The sequence below is a fragment of the Haloferula helveola genome, assembly GCF_037076345.1.
Classification (GTDB): Bacteria; Verrucomicrobiota; Verrucomicrobiia; order Verrucomicrobiales; family Akkermansiaceae; genus Haloferula; species Haloferula helveola.
The window spans coordinates 4,698,399-4,717,667 of record NZ_AP024702.1 but is presented as its reverse complement, the minus strand read 5'-3'; the positions used below and the strand labels follow the sequence as shown (position 1 = coordinate 4,717,667).

Annotated in this window: 16 protein-coding genes and 1 pseudogene; 15 read left to right on the top strand and 2 right to left on the bottom strand. The window is 63.2% G+C overall.

Annotation, left to right across the window (positions count from 1 at the left end):
• Positions 1 to 126 precede the first annotated feature (126 nt).
• Positions 127 to 2,013, top strand: coding sequence for an alpha/beta fold hydrolase (locus HAHE_RS17835; RefSeq protein WP_338686344.1), 1,887 nt, complete (start codon positions 127 to 129; stop codon positions 2,011 to 2,013).
• Positions 2,014 to 2,023: 10 nt separating this feature from the next.
• Here the strand turns inward: HAHE_RS17835 and HAHE_RS17830 are convergent, their stop codons facing one another.
• Positions 2,024 to 3,001, bottom strand: coding sequence for a helix-turn-helix domain-containing protein (locus HAHE_RS17830; protein WP_338686343.1), 978 nt, complete (start codon positions 2,999 to 3,001; stop codon positions 2,024 to 2,026).
• Positions 3,002 to 3,149: 148 nt separating this feature from the next.
• On the opposite strand from HAHE_RS17830, the gene HAHE_RS17825 reads away from it, so the two are divergent.
• From HAHE_RS17825 to HAHE_RS17765, 13 genes and pseudogenes are all read left to right on the top strand, one after another.
• A complete protein-coding gene (locus tag HAHE_RS17825; protein ID WP_338686341.1) occupies positions 3,150 to 4,733 on the top strand; it encodes an arylsulfatase in 1,584 nt (527 codons plus the stop codon).
• A 70-nt stretch (positions 4,734 to 4,803) separates the two neighbouring features.
• The gene (locus HAHE_RS17820) at positions 4,804 to 5,394 is read left to right on the top strand and encodes an HdeD family acid-resistance protein (protein ID WP_338686339.1); all 591 of its coding nucleotides are present in this window, start codon (positions 4,804 to 4,806) and stop codon (positions 5,392 to 5,394) included.
• A 43-nt stretch (positions 5,395 to 5,437) separates the two neighbouring features.
• Positions 5,438 to 7,324: an amidohydrolase gene (locus HAHE_RS17815; RefSeq protein WP_338686337.1), complete on the top strand. Its 1,887-nt coding sequence runs from the start codon at positions 5,438 to 5,440 to the stop codon at positions 7,322 to 7,324.
• 52 nt (positions 7,325 to 7,376) lie between these two features.
• Complete coding sequence (locus HAHE_RS17810; RefSeq protein WP_425510994.1) at positions 7,377 to 8,132, top strand: DUF3604 domain-containing protein; 756 nt, start codon at positions 7,377 to 7,379, stop codon at positions 8,130 to 8,132.
• A pseudogene (locus tag HAHE_RS17805) lies at positions 8,018 to 8,257 on the top strand (DUF3604 domain-containing protein); the annotation flags it as partial. The gene HAHE_RS17810 and the pseudogene HAHE_RS17805, both read left to right, overlap by 115 nt.
• A 40-nt stretch (positions 8,258 to 8,297) precedes the next feature.
• On the top strand, positions 8,298 to 10,220 hold the full coding sequence (locus HAHE_RS17800) for a DUF3604 domain-containing protein (protein ID WP_338686332.1): 1,923 nt from the start codon (positions 8,298 to 8,300) through the stop codon (positions 10,218 to 10,220).
• A 32-nt stretch (positions 10,221 to 10,252) separates the two neighbouring features.
• Complete coding sequence (locus tag HAHE_RS17795; protein ID WP_338686331.1) at positions 10,253 to 10,963, top strand: L,D-transpeptidase; 711 nt, start codon at positions 10,253 to 10,255, stop codon at positions 10,961 to 10,963.
• A gap of 16 nt (positions 10,964 to 10,979) precedes the next feature.
• A complete protein-coding gene (locus tag HAHE_RS17790; RefSeq protein ID WP_338686330.1) occupies positions 10,980 to 12,152 on the top strand; it encodes a hypothetical protein in 1,173 nt (390 codons plus the stop codon).
• Between the two features lie 18 nt (positions 12,153 to 12,170).
• On the top strand, positions 12,171 to 13,007 hold the full coding sequence (locus HAHE_RS17785; protein ID WP_338686329.1) for a peptidylprolyl isomerase: 837 nt from the start codon (positions 12,171 to 12,173) through the stop codon (positions 13,005 to 13,007).
• Entirely contained in the window at positions 13,004 to 14,026 is a 1,023-nt protein-coding gene (locus HAHE_RS17780; protein ID WP_338686328.1) for a HupE/UreJ family protein, read from the top strand. Before HAHE_RS17785 ends, HAHE_RS17780 begins: the two co-directional genes overlap by 4 nt.
• A gap of 22 nt (positions 14,027 to 14,048) precedes the next feature.
• Positions 14,049 to 15,296, top strand: coding sequence for a carbohydrate porin (locus HAHE_RS17775; protein ID WP_338686327.1), 1,248 nt, complete (start codon positions 14,049 to 14,051; stop codon positions 15,294 to 15,296).
• A gap of 25 nt (positions 15,297 to 15,321) precedes the next feature.
• A complete protein-coding gene (locus HAHE_RS17770) occupies positions 15,322 to 16,092 on the top strand; it encodes a hypothetical protein (RefSeq protein WP_338686326.1) in 771 nt (256 codons plus the stop codon).
• 14 nt (positions 16,093 to 16,106) lie between these two features.
• The gene (locus HAHE_RS17765; protein WP_338686325.1) at positions 16,107 to 17,300 is read left to right on the top strand and encodes a carbohydrate porin; all 1,194 of its coding nucleotides are present in this window, start codon (positions 16,107 to 16,109) and stop codon (positions 17,298 to 17,300) included.
• A gap of 42 nt (positions 17,301 to 17,342) precedes the next feature.
• On the opposite strand, the gene HAHE_RS17760 is transcribed toward HAHE_RS17765, so the two are convergent.
• Positions 17,343 to 18,317: a hypothetical protein gene (locus HAHE_RS17760; protein ID WP_338686324.1), complete on the bottom strand. Its 975-nt coding sequence runs from the start codon at positions 18,315 to 18,317 to the stop codon at positions 17,343 to 17,345.
• 169 nt (positions 18,318 to 18,486) lie between these two features.
• Here HAHE_RS17760 and aqpZ point away from each other — a divergent pair, with 169 nt between their 5' ends.
• Complete coding sequence (aqpZ, locus tag HAHE_RS17755) at positions 18,487 to 19,224, top strand: aquaporin Z (RefSeq protein WP_338686323.1); 738 nt, start codon at positions 18,487 to 18,489, stop codon at positions 19,222 to 19,224.
• Positions 19,225 to 19,269: the final 45 nt, after the last annotated feature.

The following is a 19,269-nucleotide window of genomic DNA, read 5'->3' as shown; positions in this document are numbered from 1 at the left end:
CGGGCTTGAAGCCTGCGGTCCGATTTCCCGTCATATGCTGCTATGGATACGGATAGAGAGCCTCGAGCGACTCCAGCTTCCCGTCGCACTGGGCACACTGTCCCGCTGTCGTCTTGGTTCATTCGCGTGGGCACCCTAACAGCCCTCCTGTTGTTCGCTTCCTGCGCTTCGCCAAGCGTTGAGATCCGGAACAAGCCGGTCGCCGGCGCGCCTGCCGCCGAACTTGCGGGACTGGACGGTCGGAGCCGTCGGGTCCTGAGGCAGGATGGATTGGATCGTCTTTACCGGTCCGATCCTTCGGCGGCGCTGAAGAAGCTCGACGAACTCCAGAAAGTGGAGCCGAGCGACGAGCGGTTGCTCGCGCTCGCCCGGCTGTGCGGAGCGCTGGGAGACGAAGTCGCGGAGACGGACCCGGAATTCGCGGCGGGCTGTTACCTCGATGCGGCGCGCTTGAGCTTCGATCATGCCCTTCAAATGTCGCCGTCGGGGGCTGCGCGAGACCTCCGCCTGATCTACAACGACAGCTGCGCAGACCTGGCCTGCCTGCTTCAGAGCCGACGCCGTGTCAGGAAGCTGCACGCCACATTCAAGGGTCCCATCGGAGTCCACCACCTGAACCTGCGCACCACCGGCGCCGGAACGATTCGCCCAGGATCGTTCGATGAGCTCTACGCCGCCGACAGGATCGAACTGAAACACGCCGAGCTTGAGCGTCGATACAACGACGGAATCGGCGGTGTCGTCATCGGGCGCCGCCCTAAGGACCAGATCGACGATCTGGAAACCAGATTTGTCCCGGACTTCGGCCTGATCCTCCACCTCAACGCGACTGTCGGGTTTTCCGAGACCGGGAATCGTGCCGAGATGATCGTCAGCGACCTGTCCCGAACCGGAAGCGTCCAAGTCGGAGGCCGATCGGCGCCTCTGGCAGGCGAGTGGACGGCCGCCCTTGCCTACCTGTATCAGTACGCGCCCACTCCGGAAGACGGGTTTCTCGGCATGCTCCGGCCGGCGAAGGAAGAAGGAGAGACCGATCTCTACGAGCTGACCCCTTACCAAGCCGACAAGATTCCGTTGATCTTCGTCCACGGCTTGATGTCGAGCCCCGACACGTGGATTACGATGATCGCCGTACTCGGAAGCGATCCGGTCCTTCGCCAAAACTACCAACCCTTGGTGTTCCAATACCCCACCGGTTACCCGATCATCCGCAATGCCGCCGAACTGCGGTCACATCTGGCCGCCTATCGCGCCATGGCCAAGGCCCGAGGCGGCGGCGCCGCACTCGACCGGATGGTCATGATCGGGCACAGCATGGGAGGAATCCTGACCAACATCCAGATCCGCAAAAGCGGTGACCGCGTCCGGAACATGTATCTCAATACACCGATCGAGGACCTCGATGTCGGCGAAGCCCAGCAGGAGAAGCTGCGGCGCCTGATGGTATTCGACTACGATCCCTCGATTCGCCGGGCCATCTTCATCGCCGCCCCACACCGGGGAAGCGACTTGGCCAGAAACTCGCTCGGCCGGTTCGGATCGTGGCTCATTCGTCTCCCCGGCGACATTCTGAGCACGGGGCTCTCGATTACCCAACTGGACCGTCTCCCCGGCCTCACCGAGTTCAGCAAGAATCAGCTGACTTCGAGGCCAGACAGCATCAAGAGCCTCCGCCCCGACTCCCAGTTCCTCGCGAAGGTCCTCGAACTCCCGGTCAACCCCCGCGTCGATTACCACACCATCGCGGGGCAAGCGGATCCGTCGGATTCCATCGCCGACTCAAGCGACAAGGTTGTGCCCTATTGGAGCTCACATCTCGACGACGTCGCGAGCGAGCGGATGGTGGCCGCGAGCCACGTGACGATCACCGGAAACGACGACGCCATCGAAGAGGTCCGACGACTGCTCTACCTCCATCTTGGCAAGCAGCTTCCGCAAACGGCACAGGAGGAGGAACTCCCCGAGGTCAAACCGAAGACAAGGATCCAACTGGGACGCCCTGTCGGCCGTTAAGCCCGGCATCTCACGGAAAGTCCGGAAACCGTCCCCGCACGACCCGCGGAGGCTTGGCGAGGGTCTCCGACGGCAGTTCGGCGAAGAGCTCCCGATACTCGCCGGCGAACCGCCCGAGTTCGGTGAATCCCAGATCCAGCCCGACGGCTCCCACGGTCGTTTCGCCGATCCGGGAACGCAGGAGCATCGCGTGGGCACGGTTCAGGCGGAGCCGTCGCAGGTAGGTTCCCGGAGAAACGCCAGCGCACGCCCGGAAGGCCAACTGCAGCGACCGCAGACTCACGTCGAGCCGCAGCGCGATTTCACCCGGGCTGGTCAGCGGAGGCGAAGCTTCCATGCAGATCTCAACCGCCCGCCTGAACAACTGCCGCGACTGCCTTCGATCATCCATCTGCTCGTCAGTCCCGAAAAAGCACCCGTCGAGCAGGCTTGCGACGATCGAAGTCGTTACCGTGCCTGCATCGACCGGCTCGGACATCAATCTCTGAAGGCAAGTCGCGATCCGCTCCCGCCCGCCGTCTTTCATTCGGGCGAACAGGCGGTCGGGAGAAAGCGCCGAATCGTAATCGCGACCGGACAGGCGGGCGAACTTGTCGGCAAATTCCCGAACCGGCAGCACGGCTACCAGATTGTTGGTTCCGGCAGGCATCATGACATCCAGACTCTTGCGATAGTCCGCATAAGCGATGGAGTCCGGCGGATGGCCGCGTCCCTCCCAGCGTCCGGACTGCCCCTGGGTGTCGGTCAATGCGAAGGCGATCCGCTCGCTGCCGACCGCCCCATTGATCGAAACCGCCGCCGGATACCGCTCCTGATAGATCAGCGCGCGGCCGTCGGTGACGAAACTGCAACCTCCGGGGCCTTGGGAAGCGGTGAGCTGGCGGAATTCCAAGTCCCATACCGGAGCGAGTGACTCGGAGTAGTGATCGACGTCACGAAAGGGCACCTTGCCCTTCATGAAGCGAGCGCTGTGGTCATCGTCAGACATTTCGCAAATTGCATATCGAAATGATTCGCGCGGCGCGAGAACCAAACTAGTAATGCTACTTACGAACAAAAGGCTAACAGGGTCTCTGGAGCTGATTTTCCGGAGTCCTTGGGCCTGCGTTCCGGCTACCAAACCTACCTCCGAACACATGAAACTGAACCGAACCGTGAGTCGGGCTCTCGCGCCCGCCCTTGTTGCCCTAACAGGCACTGTCCACGCCGCCGACAAACCGAACATCCTGGTCATCTGGGGTGACGACATCGGCTGGTCCAACCTCAGCTGCTATGAAGGCGGACTGATGGGCTACAAGACGCCGAACCTCGATAGCATCGCCAACGGAGGCGTCCGCTTCACCGACCACTACGCCCAGCCGTCCTGCACCGCGGGTCGGGCCGCATTCATCACTGGCCAGTATCCGATCCGCTCGGGAATGACGACGGTCGGCCAACCGGGCGACGCACTCGGGCTTCAGGCCGCATCACCCTGCCTCGCCGAGTATCTGAAGGAAGGCGGCTACAACACCGGCCACTTCGGCAAGAACCACCTCGGCGACCGCAACGAGCACCTTCCGACCGCCCACGGGTTCGACGAGTTCTACGGAAACCTCTACCACCTCAACACCCAGGAGGAGAGCGAGCAGCGGGACTACCAGAACTTCGCCGAGGAATACTCGGGCAGCCTCGAGGCCTACGAAGAGAAGTTCGGCACGCGCGGCGTGATCCACTCCTTCGCCACCGACACCGAGGACCCGACCGTTCACCCGCGCTTCGGCAAGGTCGGCAAACAGAAGATCGAGGACACCGGCCCGCTGACCCAGGCCCGCATGCACAACTTCGACTCCGCGGAAGTCATCCCCAAGGCGCTCGACTTCATGAAGCGCTCGGTCGACAAGGACGAGCCGTTCTTCTGCTGGCTCAACTCCAGCCGGATGCACCTCTACACCCGCATCGACGAGGAGTGGCTGAAGAAGGTCGAGAAGTCGACGATGGAGATGGACTACTACGGCGCCGGCATGCTCCAGCACGACCACGATATCGGCACGGTGCTGAAGGCGCTCAAGGACATGGGCATCGATGACAACACGATCATCGTCTACTCGACCGACAACGGCCCCGAGCACAACTCATGGCCGCACGGGGGCACCACCCCCTTCCGCGGAGAAAAGATGACCACCTATGAAGGCGGGGTCCGCGTGCCCTGCTTCGCGCGCTGGAACGGCAAGATTCCGGCCGGACAGGTGCTCAATGGCATCCAAGGGCACCAGGACCTGTTCACCACCCTCGCCGCGGCCGCCGGAATGCCGGACCTCCCGGAGAAGATCCTCAAGGAGGACAAGCAGTTCATCGACGGCGTCAACAACCTCGATTACTGGATGGGCAAGTCCGACAAGTCGGAACGGAACCTCATCTTCCACTACTACGAGAGCAAGCTGATGGCCGTTCGCATGGGTCCGTGGAAGTTCCACTTCTCGACCAAGGAAGATTACTACGATCCGATCCAGCCGCGCACCGCGCCGATGGTCTTCAATATCCGGACCGACCCGTATGAGAGCTACGACACGACCGACGCCTACGGTCACCTGATGCAAAAGGTCTCATGGCTGATGGCGCCGATGGGCGAGCAGATGAACGCCCACCTCAAGTCGCTGGCCGACTATCCGCCGGTGCAAGGCGGCAAGTCCTTCGACATGTCGAACGTCGTCGAGCAGTTCATCAACAACCCGCGGCAGTAAGCCACTGACTCCCCAACCGGCCGGCACCTCGCCGGCCGGTTGACGTTTGGCCCCTTAGCGACGGACCGCCATGAGCACCAAGGAAGCCAAGCCCGCTCGCCTCGGCGCCAACCAATCCATCGGCGCCGTCTGGTGGTACTTCCTGTTCCGCGGCCTGGCCATGCTCGGGATCGGGCTCTTCATGATCTTCAAGCCGGGCCTGAGCCTGGTCGCGTTCACCCAGGTGATCGCGATTCTGATCACGCTCGACGGCGTTCTCGCTCTGACGGCCGCCTTCACCGGTCAGGCGCAATCACGCGGTTGGTCGATTTTCCGTGGCGCGCTCATGCTCGCCGCCGGGGCTTTCGTCTTTCTCCAACCGGCCCTCGTTTCCTCGGTCGCGATCAAGACCGTGCTCTTCATCGTCGCTCCCTTCGTGATCATCAGCGGCATCTTTGAAATCGTCGGCTCCTTCAAAGAGGTCGATGGCGAGAAGCGAGGCGGCCTCTTTGGCGGAATCGTCACGACGCTGTTCGGGGTTCTTCTCATCGTGGCCCCCATGTTCTTCGGAGAATGGGTGGTCCGTCTTCTCGGCATCGCCGCGGTCCTGATGGCCATTCCCCTGCTCCTGCTCACCATGAAGTTCCGCAAGATTTCGAAAGGCATGGCTGCCGCCAGCTAGAGGCGCCGTCCCCTGAAAACTCTCAACTCAAACCCATCCGAGCATGAAACCCACCTGCCTCCTCCCCTTTCTCGGACTGCTCTCGAGCGGCCTTGTCCACGCCGCCGACACGGCGGACGCCATCTACCACGGCGGCGCCGTCATCACCGTCAATGACGATCAACCAACCGCCGAGGCGGTGGCGGTCAAGGACGGCAAGATTCTCGCGGTCGGAGCCAAGGACGAGGTCCTGAAATCGAAGGGCGACGACACCAAACTCATCGACCTGAGCGGCAAGACGATGCTGCCCGGCTTCGTCGATTCGCACGGCCACACCTACATGATCGGCCTGCAGGCGAGCACCGCAAACCTGCTTCCTCCACCGGACGGCACCGGCAAGGACATCGCCAGCATCCAGAAGCTGCTCGCCGACTGGGCGCTGAACAACAGCAAGGTGGTGGAACGCGTCGGCTGGATCGCCGGCTTCGGCTACGACAACTCTCAACTCGCCGAGAATCGCCATCCGACCAAGGAGGACCTCGACAAGGTCTCCACCGAAGTGCCGGTCCTGATCATCCACCAATCCGGCCACCTCGGCGTCGGCAACAGCAAGGCGCTGGAGCTGGCCGGAATCACCGCGGAGACCAAGGATCCGGATGGAGGGGTTTTCCAGCGGAAAGAGGGATCCACCGAACCCAACGGGGTCTGTGAGGAATACGCCTTTTTCATGCTGATTGGCCAGTTGGCCGCCAACTTCGACAACCCGATCAACGACACGCTCGTCTTGGAAGGTGCCAAGCTCCAGGCATCCTTCGGCTACACCACCGCCCAGGAAGGCCGCGCCATGGGCGCCGGCCTTGAAGCGATGGAGAGGGTCGCCGATTCGGGTAAACTGCCGATCGATCTCGTCGCTTACCCGGACGTCCTTGAGGTCGAGAACCCCAAGCCAACGATGGACTACAAGAACGGCTACCGCGTCGGCGGCGTGAAGTTGACCATCGACGGCTCGCCGCAAGGCAAGACCGCATGGTTGACCCAACCTTACTTCGAGCCACCGCCCGGCAAGGACAAGGACTATGTCGGCTACGCGGCGATCGATGAGGAGACCACCATGAAGGCCGTCGAGAAGGCCTTCGACAACGGTTGGCAGATTCTTTGCCACTGCAATGGCGATGCAGCTTCCGACCGCTACATCAAGGCGCTGACCGCGGCGAAGGCGAAGCACCCCGATCTCAAGAACCGGCCTGTGCTCATCCACGGCCAGGTCCTGCGTGAGGATCAGGTCGAAGCCTACCACAAGCTCGGTGTGTTCCTCTCGCTTTTCCCAATGCACACCTACTACTGGGGCGACTACCACCGTGACTCGGTGCTCGGTCCCGAGCGCGCGACGAATATCTCGCCCACCGGCTGGGCCCTGAAGCGCGGCATGATGTTCGGCAGTCACCACGATGCGCCGGTCGCCCTGCCCGATTCGATGCGAATTCTCTCCGCCACCGTCACCCGCAAGAGCCGCACCGGCAAGGTGCTTGGCCCGGAGCACCGTGTCGATGTTCCCACCGCACTCAAGGCCCTGACCATTTGGCCGGCCTGGCAGCACTTCGAAGAGAAGACCAAGGGCAGCATCGAGGTCGGCAAGGTCGCAGACTTCGCGATCCTCTCCGACAACCCGCTCGAGATCGACGAGGACAAGCTGGCCGAGATCAAGGTGCTTGAAACCATAAAGGGCGGAACATCGGTCTACACGCGCCCGCCCGAGGGCGCCTCGATCTCCACGCCGGCCTCCTTCGGCATCACCCTCGACCACTCGCCTGATGAGCACTGCGAGGGCAGCCACATCCCCGGCTTCAAGCCCGTCTGCGGCGACGGCTGCTTCAACCACGGCCTCAGCGTCATGCTCCGTGCGATCGAGAGTGCCTCAACTACACAGCCGGGGCCCCTCACCGAACCTTGATATAAGCCGCAGACCCGCCGGGAACCGATTGGGGAAATCGTCTGTTATTTACATGTTTTCGCTCCCTGCTTTAACTAACGATTCCATGAAAGTAAGATATATCCCTGCTGCCATCTGCTTCCCGCTCATGGTCCACGGCCAGGACGCGGGCTCGCCCACCAAAGATGCGCTTTCCGACGCCTACCCGGGGAAGGCTTACTCCCCCTACGCCCAGCGCTCGTTTCCGTCGCGGGTCTATTGGGGTGACACCCACCTGCATACCCGGCTCTCGGCCGACGCCGGGCTGTTCGGAAACACCCTCGGTCTCGACGAGGCCTACCGGTTCGCCAAGGGCGAGGAAGTCGTCGCATCCACCGGCCAACCGGTCCGCCTGGCACGCCCGCTCGACTGGATCGTCATCACCGACCACTCCGACGCGATGGGCTTCTCCGAAGACATCGCGAAGGGGTCGCCGAACATCCTGAAGTACGACAAGGGCAAGGAGTGGTACGCCGGCATGAAGGCTGGCGGAGAGGAAGCCGCGACCGCTGCAAAGGACCTGATCACCAACTTTGCCCAAGGGACACTTCCCGACGGCATGCTCGATGAATATTCTCCCGGCGCAAAGACCTACGGCTCGGTCTGGCAGCGCTGCATCAAGGCCGCCGAGGAACACAACGACCCCGGCACCTTCACCGCGATCATCGGCTTCGAGTGGACCTCGCGAACGCCACGTGGAGCAACTCGATCGGCGCCTCGGAGCTCGGGGCCGTGTGGACCGACCCTGACTTCGACCCCGCCCTGTCCGCCTTCTACTACGCCCGCGTGATCGAGATCCCGACCCCGCGCTGGGTGGTTTACGACGCCTTCCGCTTCGGCATCGAGCTCCCGGAAGATGCCGAGAAAACCGCTCAGGAGCGCGCCTACACTTCGCCTATTTGGTATACGCCGTGATCCGAACCGCCAAACAACCCGTCCAACCCCAGGGAATGCCATGAGAACCACCAAAACAGCGATCTTGATCGGAGGACTTGGCTTGTGCGCGAGCGCAAGCGCCGAAACCGCCCACTCCAGCGACGTCACCGTCGATCCCGCCGCGATTCAGGAAACCAAGCAGCTCGGCGACCGCAGCTTCTCTCCGTACGCCAACCGCAAGTTCCCTACCCGCCCGCTCTGGGGTGACCAGCACCTTCACACGAGTTGGTCCTTCGATGCCGGCTTTGTCTGCACCATCGGCGTCGAGGAAGCGCTGCGATTCGCCCGCGGCGAAACGGTTGAAACCACTTACGGCGTTCCCGCACAGCTTTCGCGTCCGCTCGACTGGGTGGTGATGACCGACCACTCGGACTCGCTGGGTTTCACCTCCGAGATCCGCGCCGGCAACGAGGAGTTGATGAAGGACAAGTTGCTCAAGAAGTGGAACGAGACGATGGCCAGCGGTGACCTCGACGCGATCACGGCCGTCGCGATGGACGCGATCCAACGCCAAGGCAAAGGAACACTCCCGGAGGCGGCGAAAGATCCCGAGTTCCTGCAGTCGGTCTGGGAGAAATACACCAAGATCATCGAAGGCTACAATGACCCCGGCCGCTTCACCGCGTTCATCGGCTACGAGTGGACTCCGAATCCAGGACCGGGCAACAACATGCACCGCAACGTGGTCTACCGCGACGGCAAGGAGATCGCCGACAAGATGTCGCCCTACACCACCTTCGAGAGCCAGGACCCCGAGGACCTCTGGAAGTGGATGGCCACCTACGAGGAAAAGACCGGCGGACGCGTCCACGCCATTCCGCACAACGGGAACCTTTCGAACGGTCTCATGTTCAATGCCGTCGAGACCTACAGCGGTGGCGAACTGACCAAGGAGTATGCCGAAACGCGGATGCGCTTCGAGCGGATCTACGAGACCACCCAGATCAAGGGCGACGGCGAGTCGCACCCGAGCCTCTCCCCCAACGACGAGTTCGCCGACTTCGAACTGTGGGACAAGGGCAACCTCAACCTGACCCCGAAGAAGCCGGGCATGATCCAGTACGAGTACTCCCGCGAGGCCTACAAGAACGGCCTGATGCTGGAGAAGAAGCTCGGCGCGAATCCGTTCAAGTTCGGCCTCGCCGCAGGCACCGACGCTCACACCGCCCTTGCGGCGGTCGAGGAAGACAACTTCTTCGGCAAGCACTCCGGAGTCGAGCCGTCGCCCTCACGCTGGGAGCACATCACTTTGGCCTTCGACGGCCGCGAGATCCTCGGCTGGGAAATGGCATCCGCCGGCTACACCGCGGTCTGGGCCACCGAGAATACCCGTGAGGCGATCTGGGACGCGATGCACCGCAAGGAAGTCTATGCCTCGACCGGTCCGCGCATGAGCGTGCGCTTCTTCGGCGGCTGGGAATTCACCGAGGAAGACGCCATGGCACGCGAGCCCGGCTGGGTCGGATACGACAAGGGCGTTCCCATGGGAGCCGACATGGAGAAGGGCCCCGACGGCAAGTCTCCTTCCTTCCTCGTCGCCGCCATGCGCGACCCGATCGGCGGCAATCTCGACCGCATGCAGGTCATCAAGGGCTGGCTCGACAAGGAGGGCAAAACCCACGAACGGATCTACGATGTCGCCGTTTCCGGAGACCGGAAGATCGGCGAAGACGGCCGCTGCAAGGAGAAGGTCGGCGACACGGTGGACGTGAAGAACGCCACTTGGACGAACAGCATCGGCGCACCCGAGTTGTCCGCCGTCTGGACCGATCCGGATTTCGATCCCACCGAGCCGGCCTTCTACTACGTCCGCGTGATCCAGATCCCGACCCCGCGCTGGACCGCCTACGAGTGCAAGCGCTTCGGCATCACCATGCCCGACGAAGTGCCGATGAAGATTCAGGAGCGCGCCTACACTTCCCCGATCTGGTACAATCCTTGACTACGCCGGGCCACGGCACCGCCACCTTTCGCATGAACCTTCGACCGTTCATCCCGCTCTTCGTCCTCGCCGTGGCAAGTTGCGCGGCCGGGACCGGCCCCACGAACCGGCAACTCATCGAGGCGGGGATCCAAGCACAACGCGAGGCCGGCCATCCCGGTTACGATCCGGCCCACGTGTTCATCGTCGATCCGGCCAGCCAGCGCATGCACGTGTTGGATCGCAAGACGGGAGCCGTCGCGGTTTCGGTTCGTTGCGGAACCGGCCGCAACGGTCTGGGCTTCGGCGATTCCCAGACTCCGCCCGGATTCTTCACGATGGGTGGCGTCCGCATCGCGCGGAATGCCGACACCTCCATCCAGACCGGTGACTCGAAGAAGGGCGTGTCCGGGGTCTATGCCGAGATGCTGTATCCCCCCAGCCATCCGGACCCGAAGCTCCGCGGACGGGTTCCGAACGGTGTGGTGATCCACTCTTACAACCCGGAGGCGAGTGCGATGCTCCGCGAGCGAAGGGAGAAGCGGTTGATCGGCCGCCGACCCTGCACGACCGGTTGCCCGGTTCCGAGCATCGACGAGGTCCACAAGCTGGTTCCCTATCTCCGGGCCGGTGCCGGGAGTTTCGATCCCGATGCCCGCCCCAACGGGGACTTGCGAAACCTGATCGCGCGCGGCGCGGTCAAGGAATACTCCACCCCGCGGCTCGGCACTCCAATCTTCATCCTTTCCCGCCCCGAGCGGTAAAGGAAACGCCCACACCATGAACCGCACGCTCATTCCCATGGTTTCGGGAGCCTTCAAAGGCCTCTTGCCGGTCCTGCTGGGCATGCTGAGCGCGCAGGCCTGCCAGATCTGCCTGCCGATGCCAACCGAGTCCCTTGCGGACCGGGTCCTATCGGCGGAGCATCTCATGCTTGCGAGGGAGCACCCGGAGCGGCCCTACCACCTCCAATCCGTTGGCACCCTCAAGGGAGACCTTGCGCAGGTTCCGCCCGCCGATGTGTTCCTCGATTCATCAACGCGGCGGAAACTCTCCAACCACCCTGAGATGAGCCTGCTCTGTGGCTGGTTCGGGCAGGAACAGGGATGGCGGAGAATCGCGACTCACGACGACACCCTCGCCCCGGTCGTCGCGACCATCCTTGACCGGGCGGAAGAGTGGAAGGCGGATCCGGATGCCCGGACCGCCTACTTCGCGAACTTTCTCGGGAACGATGATTCGGAGCTGTCCGACCTCGCTCACCTTGAAGTCGCCCGCGCGTCCTACTCGAAGCTCCTCGCCTACGCCGACCGGATTCCCCGCGAGCAACTCCATGAAAAGCTCAAGAATCTCCGCCGGATGAAGTGGCACGCGCTCTACATTCTCTTCCTCGGAAAGAGCGACGACCCGCGGGACCACGAATTCATCCGCAAGGGGGTGACCGACTCGGCGCGCTACGGCCTGGCCACGCGCACTGCTGCCTTCGCCACCGCGCTCATCGAAATCGACGGTCCGGCCGCGATCGACCGGCTCACCGAGCTCTACCTCGGCGAGTCCGAGCGCCGCCCCGAGGAGCTTGCCGCCCTTCACGCGACCCTCATGACCCATGGCAACGAAGGCACGCCCGAGCTTCGCGATGCTCTGGTGGCCGCCTATGGCAAACTGCTGGCGCGAGCTCCCTCGCTCGCCCCCGATCTGGCAGATGACCTGACGCGCTGGCAGCGCTATGACCACGCCGAGGCATTTTCAGCACTCCTCGCCGAGACCACCCCCGACCTCACCGCCACGGCGAGAATCCGCAACCACTTGCGCGCTTCCGCATCCGTTTCGAAGCCGTCGAGCACCATCGAACCCGGCAACACGACCACGGTCCTCGCCGTTGCCGGAGGCTTGCTGTTGATTCCATTGCTGCTCGCCTTCAACGGCCGCTCGAAGCAACCCCAAGCCGCCTGACTTCCTTCCCGTCGCATCATGAAAATCCTCAAGGAACCCCTGCTCCACTTCGTCCTGATCGGAGCGCTGCTGTTCGCGCTCTACCAAGCCAACGAGCCCGAGGCCGGTGAACCGGGTGAGAACGAGATCGTTGTCTCACCGGGGCGCATCGCGCAGCTCTCGACCATTTTCCACAAGACCTGGCAGCGCCCGCCGACGCGAGGAGAACTGGAGGGCCTCATCGACGACTTCATCCTCGAGGAAATCTACTACCGCGAGGCCACCGCCGCAGGTCTCGATCACAACGACACCCTGATTCGTCGCCGGCTGCGGCAGAAGATGGAGTTCCTCAGCGATGAGATCGGAGTCAGCGCCGCGACCGACGACGAACTGCGCGAGTTCGTGAGCGCCGATCCGGAGCGTTTCGGCCGGCCCACGGAATTCACCTTCCGGCAAGTCTTCTTCAACCCGTCCAAACTCGGCGAGGATCCGGACGGCGCGATCAACTCGACGAAGGCGGAGTTCGACGATGGCAACGAGCCCGAGGGACACCCCACCCTCCTGCCCTCCGACATGACCGGGGCCACCCCCGACCGGATCGCGGCCACCTTCGGCGAGGATTTCGCCAGGGCGATCGAGCCGCTCGAGGTCGGCGAGTGGAGCGAGCCGATCCGATCCGGGTTCGGCATCCATTTTGTCCGGGTCGACGAGCGAACCGAGCCCGTCCTTCCCCCTCTCGACGAGATCCGCAACGAAGCCGTCCGCGAATGGGAACACGACCGCCGCATGGCGTTCCGCGAGCGTTTCCAAGCGGAGCTTTTGGACAAGTATGAGGTCACCGTCGAGTGGCCCGCCACCGACAACCCGGAAGGATGATGCGCGCACCCAACTCCATCGTCGCCCTTGTCCTCGGCTGGTGGCTCGCCTTCGGAGCCTCGCTCAGCGCCCACGAACTACGCCCGTCGTACTTGCAGATCACCGAACTCGAAGGCGAGACCTATGACGTGCTCTGGAAAGTGCCGGCGCGTGGTGACAGCATGCGACTCTCGCTGGATCCGTATTTCGATGAACGCGTGAAACCCGTCGGCGACCCGGTCGACGCCTTCGTCGACAACGCCCACATTCGCCGCTGGAAGATCGAGTGCCCCGGAGGCATCGCCGGCACTGAGGTCACGATCGGAGGGCTCGAACGAACCTTCACCGACGCTCTTGTTCGTGTCGCCTACGCCGACGGCACCGAGTTCGTGACCCGCCTGCAACCGGACGACATCACCGCCACCATCACCGCGGCCCCGGGCACGGGAGCCGTGGCGTGGACCTACTTCGTGCTGGGCGTCGAGCACATCCTGCTCGGCATCGATCACCTGCTCTTCGTCCTCGCATTGCTTTTGATCATCGACAGCCGCCGCAAGCTGGTCGGTACCATCACCGCCTTCACGCTCGCACACAGCATCACCCTCGCCCTCGCCTCCCTCGGCTACGTCTCGCTCCCCGGCCCGCCGGTCGAGGCGGTGATCGCGCTGAGCATCGTGCTGGTCGCGATGGAGATCCTGCGCAAGCGCCGCGGCGACCATCCCGCCACCGCCCGCTGGCCGTGGGTCGTCGCCTTCGGCTTCGGCCTGCTCCACGGCTTCGGCTTCGCCGGGGCGCTCGGCGAAATCGGTCTGCCGCAGAAGGCGGTTCCGCTCGCGCTGCTGACCTTCAATGTCGGCGTCGAGGCAGGACAACTGATCTTCGTCGCCGCCGTGCTGCTTCTCGCAGCGGTCCTGAAGCGCCTGCCGGTCCAGCTTCCCGAATGGCTGAAAGCGGTGCCTCCCTACGCCATCGGCTCGCTCGCCATGTTCTGGGTGATCGAGCGGAGCTGGGACTACACCTTCGGCATGCTCATTTCCTGACTTATCCAAACCCCGACCAACCATGAAAACTGAAACCGTCCTTTGCATCACCGCCCTCACCGGCGCCTGCTTCGCCCAGTCCGACGCCGAGACGTCGATCTGGGAACGCGAACGTCTCGCCGGCGATCTGTTCGGCGTCCGCAATACCCTCGGCTCGCACGGCATGGACCTGCGGCTGGAGGCCACCAACTTCTACCATGGCGACCTCGACGGCTCCGGTCCCGAGCAACTCGAGTTCGGCGGCAAACTGGACCTGTTCTTCGCCATGGACGGCCAGAAGGCGGGCTTGTGGCCGGGACTCTTCCTCAACGTCCACGGCGAGTACCGCTACGGCGACGCCTCGGCGCAGGCCGGCGCACTTACCCCGGTGAACGCGGCACTGATTTCTCCTCGCGACTCCGACGACGTCTTCGCCTTCACCAACGTCGTCCTCACCCAGGCTTTCAGCGAATCGGTGCTGCTCTCGGTCGGCAAGTTCAACACGATTGACCTTGCCGACCGAATCTTTCTCGGCGGCCGCGGTGTGGAAGGCTTCATGAACACCTCGTTCGTGGCTCCGCCCATCGCCGGCCGGACCATCCCCATCTCCACGCTCGGCGCGATCCTCAGCGTGCTCGACGAAGGCAAGCCGCTGTTCAACATCGGCGTGCTCGACTCGCGCTCGCCGCTCACGGGTTCCGGCTTCGATGGTCTCGATGACGACGAGATGACTTTCCTCGCCGACTACACCTTCTACACCAAGATCGGCGGTCTTGACGGAACCCACACGATTTCCGGCAGCTACTCGACCATCGATGCCTTCTCACTCGATGCCAACGACTACCTGCGCCCGCCGACCGGTCCGGGCATCATCCCGACCCGCCAGGGCGATTCGTGGCAGCTGACCTACACCTTCGAGCAATTCCTCTGCCAGGACTCGTCCGATCCGAAGAAGGGCTGGGGCATCTTCGGGATCCTCGCCGTCTCCGACGGCAACCCGAACCCCTTCGAGACCAGCGCCGTGCTCGGTCTCGCTGCGAACGGCGTCAACGGCTCGCGCCCGAACGACAACTTCGGAGTCGGGTTTTTCTGGAACGGCGTCAGCAGCGACCTGAAGAAGACCGTGCGGCCGATCGCCCGGGTGCAGGACGAATACGGTGTCGAGATCTTCTACGATGCCGAGATCTTCCCGTGGTTCCGTGTCGGAGCCGACATCCAATGGGTGCGCCCCGTCCTCGCGAACAACGACGACGCGATCTTCGGAGGCTTGCGCACGCGGGTGATTTTCTGAAGAATCTGGTGAAACCGTTCAGCCCATGAAGACCTGTCTGCTCATCACCGCGTGCCTGACCACCGTCGGGCTGGCCAACGAACCCGACCTCGCCAAGCAGCTCGCCAATCCGGTTAGCTCGCTGATCAGCGTGCCGTTCCAAGGCAACATCGACTTCGGCAACGGACCGGCGGACGGCCAGCGTTTCACGTTGAACATCCAGCCGGTCATCCCGATCACCCTCAACGAGGACTGGAACCTGATCTCGCGGACCATTCTGCCGGTCGTCGATGTCGAGGGCACGCAGTTCGGCGGTGTCGGTGACGAGTTCGGGCTCGGAGACGTCGTTCAGTCATTCTTCGTCTCACCGGCGGAAAGTGATCCGATCTGGGGCATCGGCCCGGCATTCCTTTTTCCGACCGCCACCGACTCCTCCCTCGGTGCCGAGAAGTGGGGGGCGGGTCCGACCGGTGTGGTGCTGAAGCAGAGCGGACCTTGGACCTACGGGGCGCTCGCCAACCACATCTGGGACTTCGCCGGTGACGGTTCGCGCGGCGGAGTCAACGCGACCTTCCTCCAGCCCTTCGTCAGCTACATCACGCCGACCAAAACAACCCTGACGCTCAACGTCGAGTCCACCTACGATTGGCAGAACCACCAATGGACGGTCCCGGTGAACTTCGTCGTCAGCCAGCTTCTCACGCTCGGCGACCAACCGATCCAGGTCTTCGGCGGTGCGCGCTACTACGTCGAGAAGCCGACCCAGGGTCCTGAGTGGGGTCTGCGGTTCGGAGTGGTGTTCCTGTTCCCGAAATAGGAACATCGTCCGCGATGTCCACCTGGCTCCGGATCCTCATCGCACAAGCGCTGACCGTGCCCGCACTCGTCCTCGCGGAGGACGGTCCGCCACAGGACATTGCCCGAGAGCTCGAGGCGGAACAACGCGGGTCGGGCGACTGGCTTTATCCCCTTTTCGACGATTGGGACCGGGCGCGGACACGGTTTCAGGAGAAGAGCCAACTGAACTGGAGCGCGTCGTATCACAGCGTGCTCCTGGGTGCGGCACTCGGCAATGGCTTCCCCACCGGAGCATCCGGTGACTTCACTTTGCAGGGCGTCTGGACGCCGACCGGCTACTGGGTCGACAACCCGACCGAGATCCGGTTCCGCATGCGCGACCGCCATGCCTACGGGGGGCGCGCGGCGTCGGAATTAGGCCCGGATCTCGGAGCCGCGTGGGGACTGGTCGACGGCTTCAGCAACAGCGGGTTCGAGGTGCCCGACTTCTTCCTCCGCCACCACTTTGATGAGGCCGGCCTCGAGCTGCGCTACGGCCAGCTCTCGATCGACTCGCAGTTCGGCAGCCATCAACTCGCGAGTTCGAAGTCGTTCTTCCTCAACCAGGGATTCGCCTCCAACCCGGCAGTGGCTTTCCCCCGCTTCGGTGCGGGATTCACCGCGCTCAAGACCTTCGACAACGGCTTCAGCGTCGGCCTCGGATCAACCACGGTCCAAGGCACGCAAACCGGCGACCAGGTGAACCTTCAACTCGGGTCGGACGACCTCTTCCACGCGCTGCAGTTCGCCTACGACTTCAAGGATTCGAATGAACTTCCCCGGCGGCTCCAGATGCTCGTGTGGCACAGCGACGCGGTGAACGATGCGAACCGCCCGGAAGGCCAGGGCGTTTCCTTCACCTACGAGCAGCAACTCGACAGCGCGGGCACCCGCTACTTCATCCGCGGTGCGTGGTCCGACGGCGGAGCAGCGGCTTTGGACTACCTGGTAGCCGGAGGAGTCGTGTTTCCCGTCAATGGCGACGACCTGTTCGGCGTGGCCGCAAGCGTGGGCCGAGGTTCATCCGGCGGGCAGCCCATACAGGGAATCCTCGAAACCTTCTACCGCTGGCAGCCACGACGCAATTTCACCGTCTCACCCGACCTCCAACTGCTCGTCGGCGAAGGCCTGAACGGCGGTCCCGGAGTCCGCCTAATCGGTGGACTCCGGCTCAAGCTGAGTTTCTGAAGCGCTTCGGCGGATATGTCGCCGGAGCGCCCCGGCTACGCATCACTCGCCAGCCTTGTCGTTCTCCTCGAGCCACTTCTCGCGCGCCGCGAGGTTCTCCTCGAGCCCTGCGATCTTATCGCGCTCGTCGGCTGCCTCATGATAAAGGCGCAAGGTGCGTGAGAGATCCGAGGCGATGTCCTGCTTCGCATCCCGGAGCAGGTGCTCAAGGTCCTGCGCCTGCTCCTGATCCGCGGTCTTTTCCGGAGCATCGGCCGGTGTCGCGACTTCGACCAACTGCGCCTTGCGTGCCTCGAGCAAGCCCTCCACCCGGGCCAACTCCTGTTCGCGCAATTCCCTCTCCGCCGGAGTGAACTTCCGGTCCTTCAGGAATGCCTTCACCGTGTCGCGACGCCGTTCGAGATCCTCGATCGCACGCTCGAGGGCCTGCTGAAGTTCGCGGCGCTCCTTGCCCGACTGCACCTTGTCACGACGGTTCTGCCTCCACTCTTCGCTGATACGGCTGTTCTCGTAGTGGACCCCGTTGAAGTAGTAGCCACCGTCGCTCTCGTACTTCGCGACATCCTCGCCGGCCGGCATCGACTTCGCCAGCTTCACGACATCGTCGGCACGCTTCTGGATCAGCGCATCGAACTTCTCGAGATCCTTCTTCAGCCCCTCCGTCGCCGGACCCGCTCCGGTCCGCAACCGCTCGAGGAGCTTCCGGCGCTCGCGGTCGTAGGTTTCGATCATCCCCTTCAACCCGCCGATCGCCTCACTCTTGATCTGGGAAATCCGGCGCTTGGAATCCTGCGAGTCCTTAAGACCGGAAAGAACCTCGACCACCTTTCCCACCTTCTTGTCGGTTTCGCCGACCCGCTCCCGTAATTCCGACACCACTTCGTCGAGCCGCTCCTGACGCATTTCGATGTGGGTCTTGAGGGTTTTCACCGACTCCCGCCGGGCTTCCATATCCATCTCCTCGGCGGCGAATCCCGGGAGAACCGACAACAGTGCAAGGGCTGCGAGTGCTTTCATGGTCTTCCGATCTAACGCACTTCCTCCAAGTTCGCCAACCCGGAAAGCGACACCGAAAAGTCAACCATTCCGCAACAATCCCGGACTTGCCCAAAAAGGCCGTTTCCTGTTGTCTGCTAGATGCGCAGGAAACGTGGAAACGGGCTCTGCGAACCACGCATTGCTCTCCATGAAACTCATCAACAAGCTCCTCGCCGAGTTTTTCGGCACGTTCTGGCTCGTGTTCGGCGGCTGCGGCAGCGCGGTCCTGGCATCGGCCTTCTTCGCGATCGAGGCCCAGACACCGATCAACATCGGGATCGGCCTCATCGGCGTATCCTTCGCCTTCGGTCTTACGGTGCTCACGATGGCCTATGCCATCGGTCACGTGTCCGGATGCCACCTCAACCCCGCGGTTTCAGTCGGCCTCGCGGTCGGCGGTCGGCACCCGTGGAACGAAGTCGGCCCCTACATCGTCGCTCAGATCCTGGGTGGAGTCGCAGGCGCAGGAGTTCTCGGCGTGATCGCAAGCGGTCAGGAAGACTTCAAGTTCTCCGACGGTTTCGCCGCCAACGGCTACGGAGCGCTCGAGGTCGGAGGCTCGCCGGGCGACTACTCGATGATCGCCTGCCTCGTCGCCGAGATCGTCCTGACCTTCTTTTTCCTGATGATCATCCTCGGCGCCACCGACAAGCGCGCACCTGCCGGATTTGCACCGATCGCCATCGGCTTCGGACTCACTCTGATCCACCTGATCGGCATCCCCGTCACCAACCTCTCCGTCAACCCCGCCCGCAGTACGGGACCCGCCGTATTCGTCGGCGGATGGGCCATCCAGCAGCTCTGGCTGTTCTGGCTGGCCCCGGTCGTCGGCGCGGCGCTAGCCGGAGTTCTCTATCCCCGGGTCGCCGGGGCAGGCAACGACTGATTTTCCCAACACCAACCCGTAACAACATGAAACCAACAAGACACC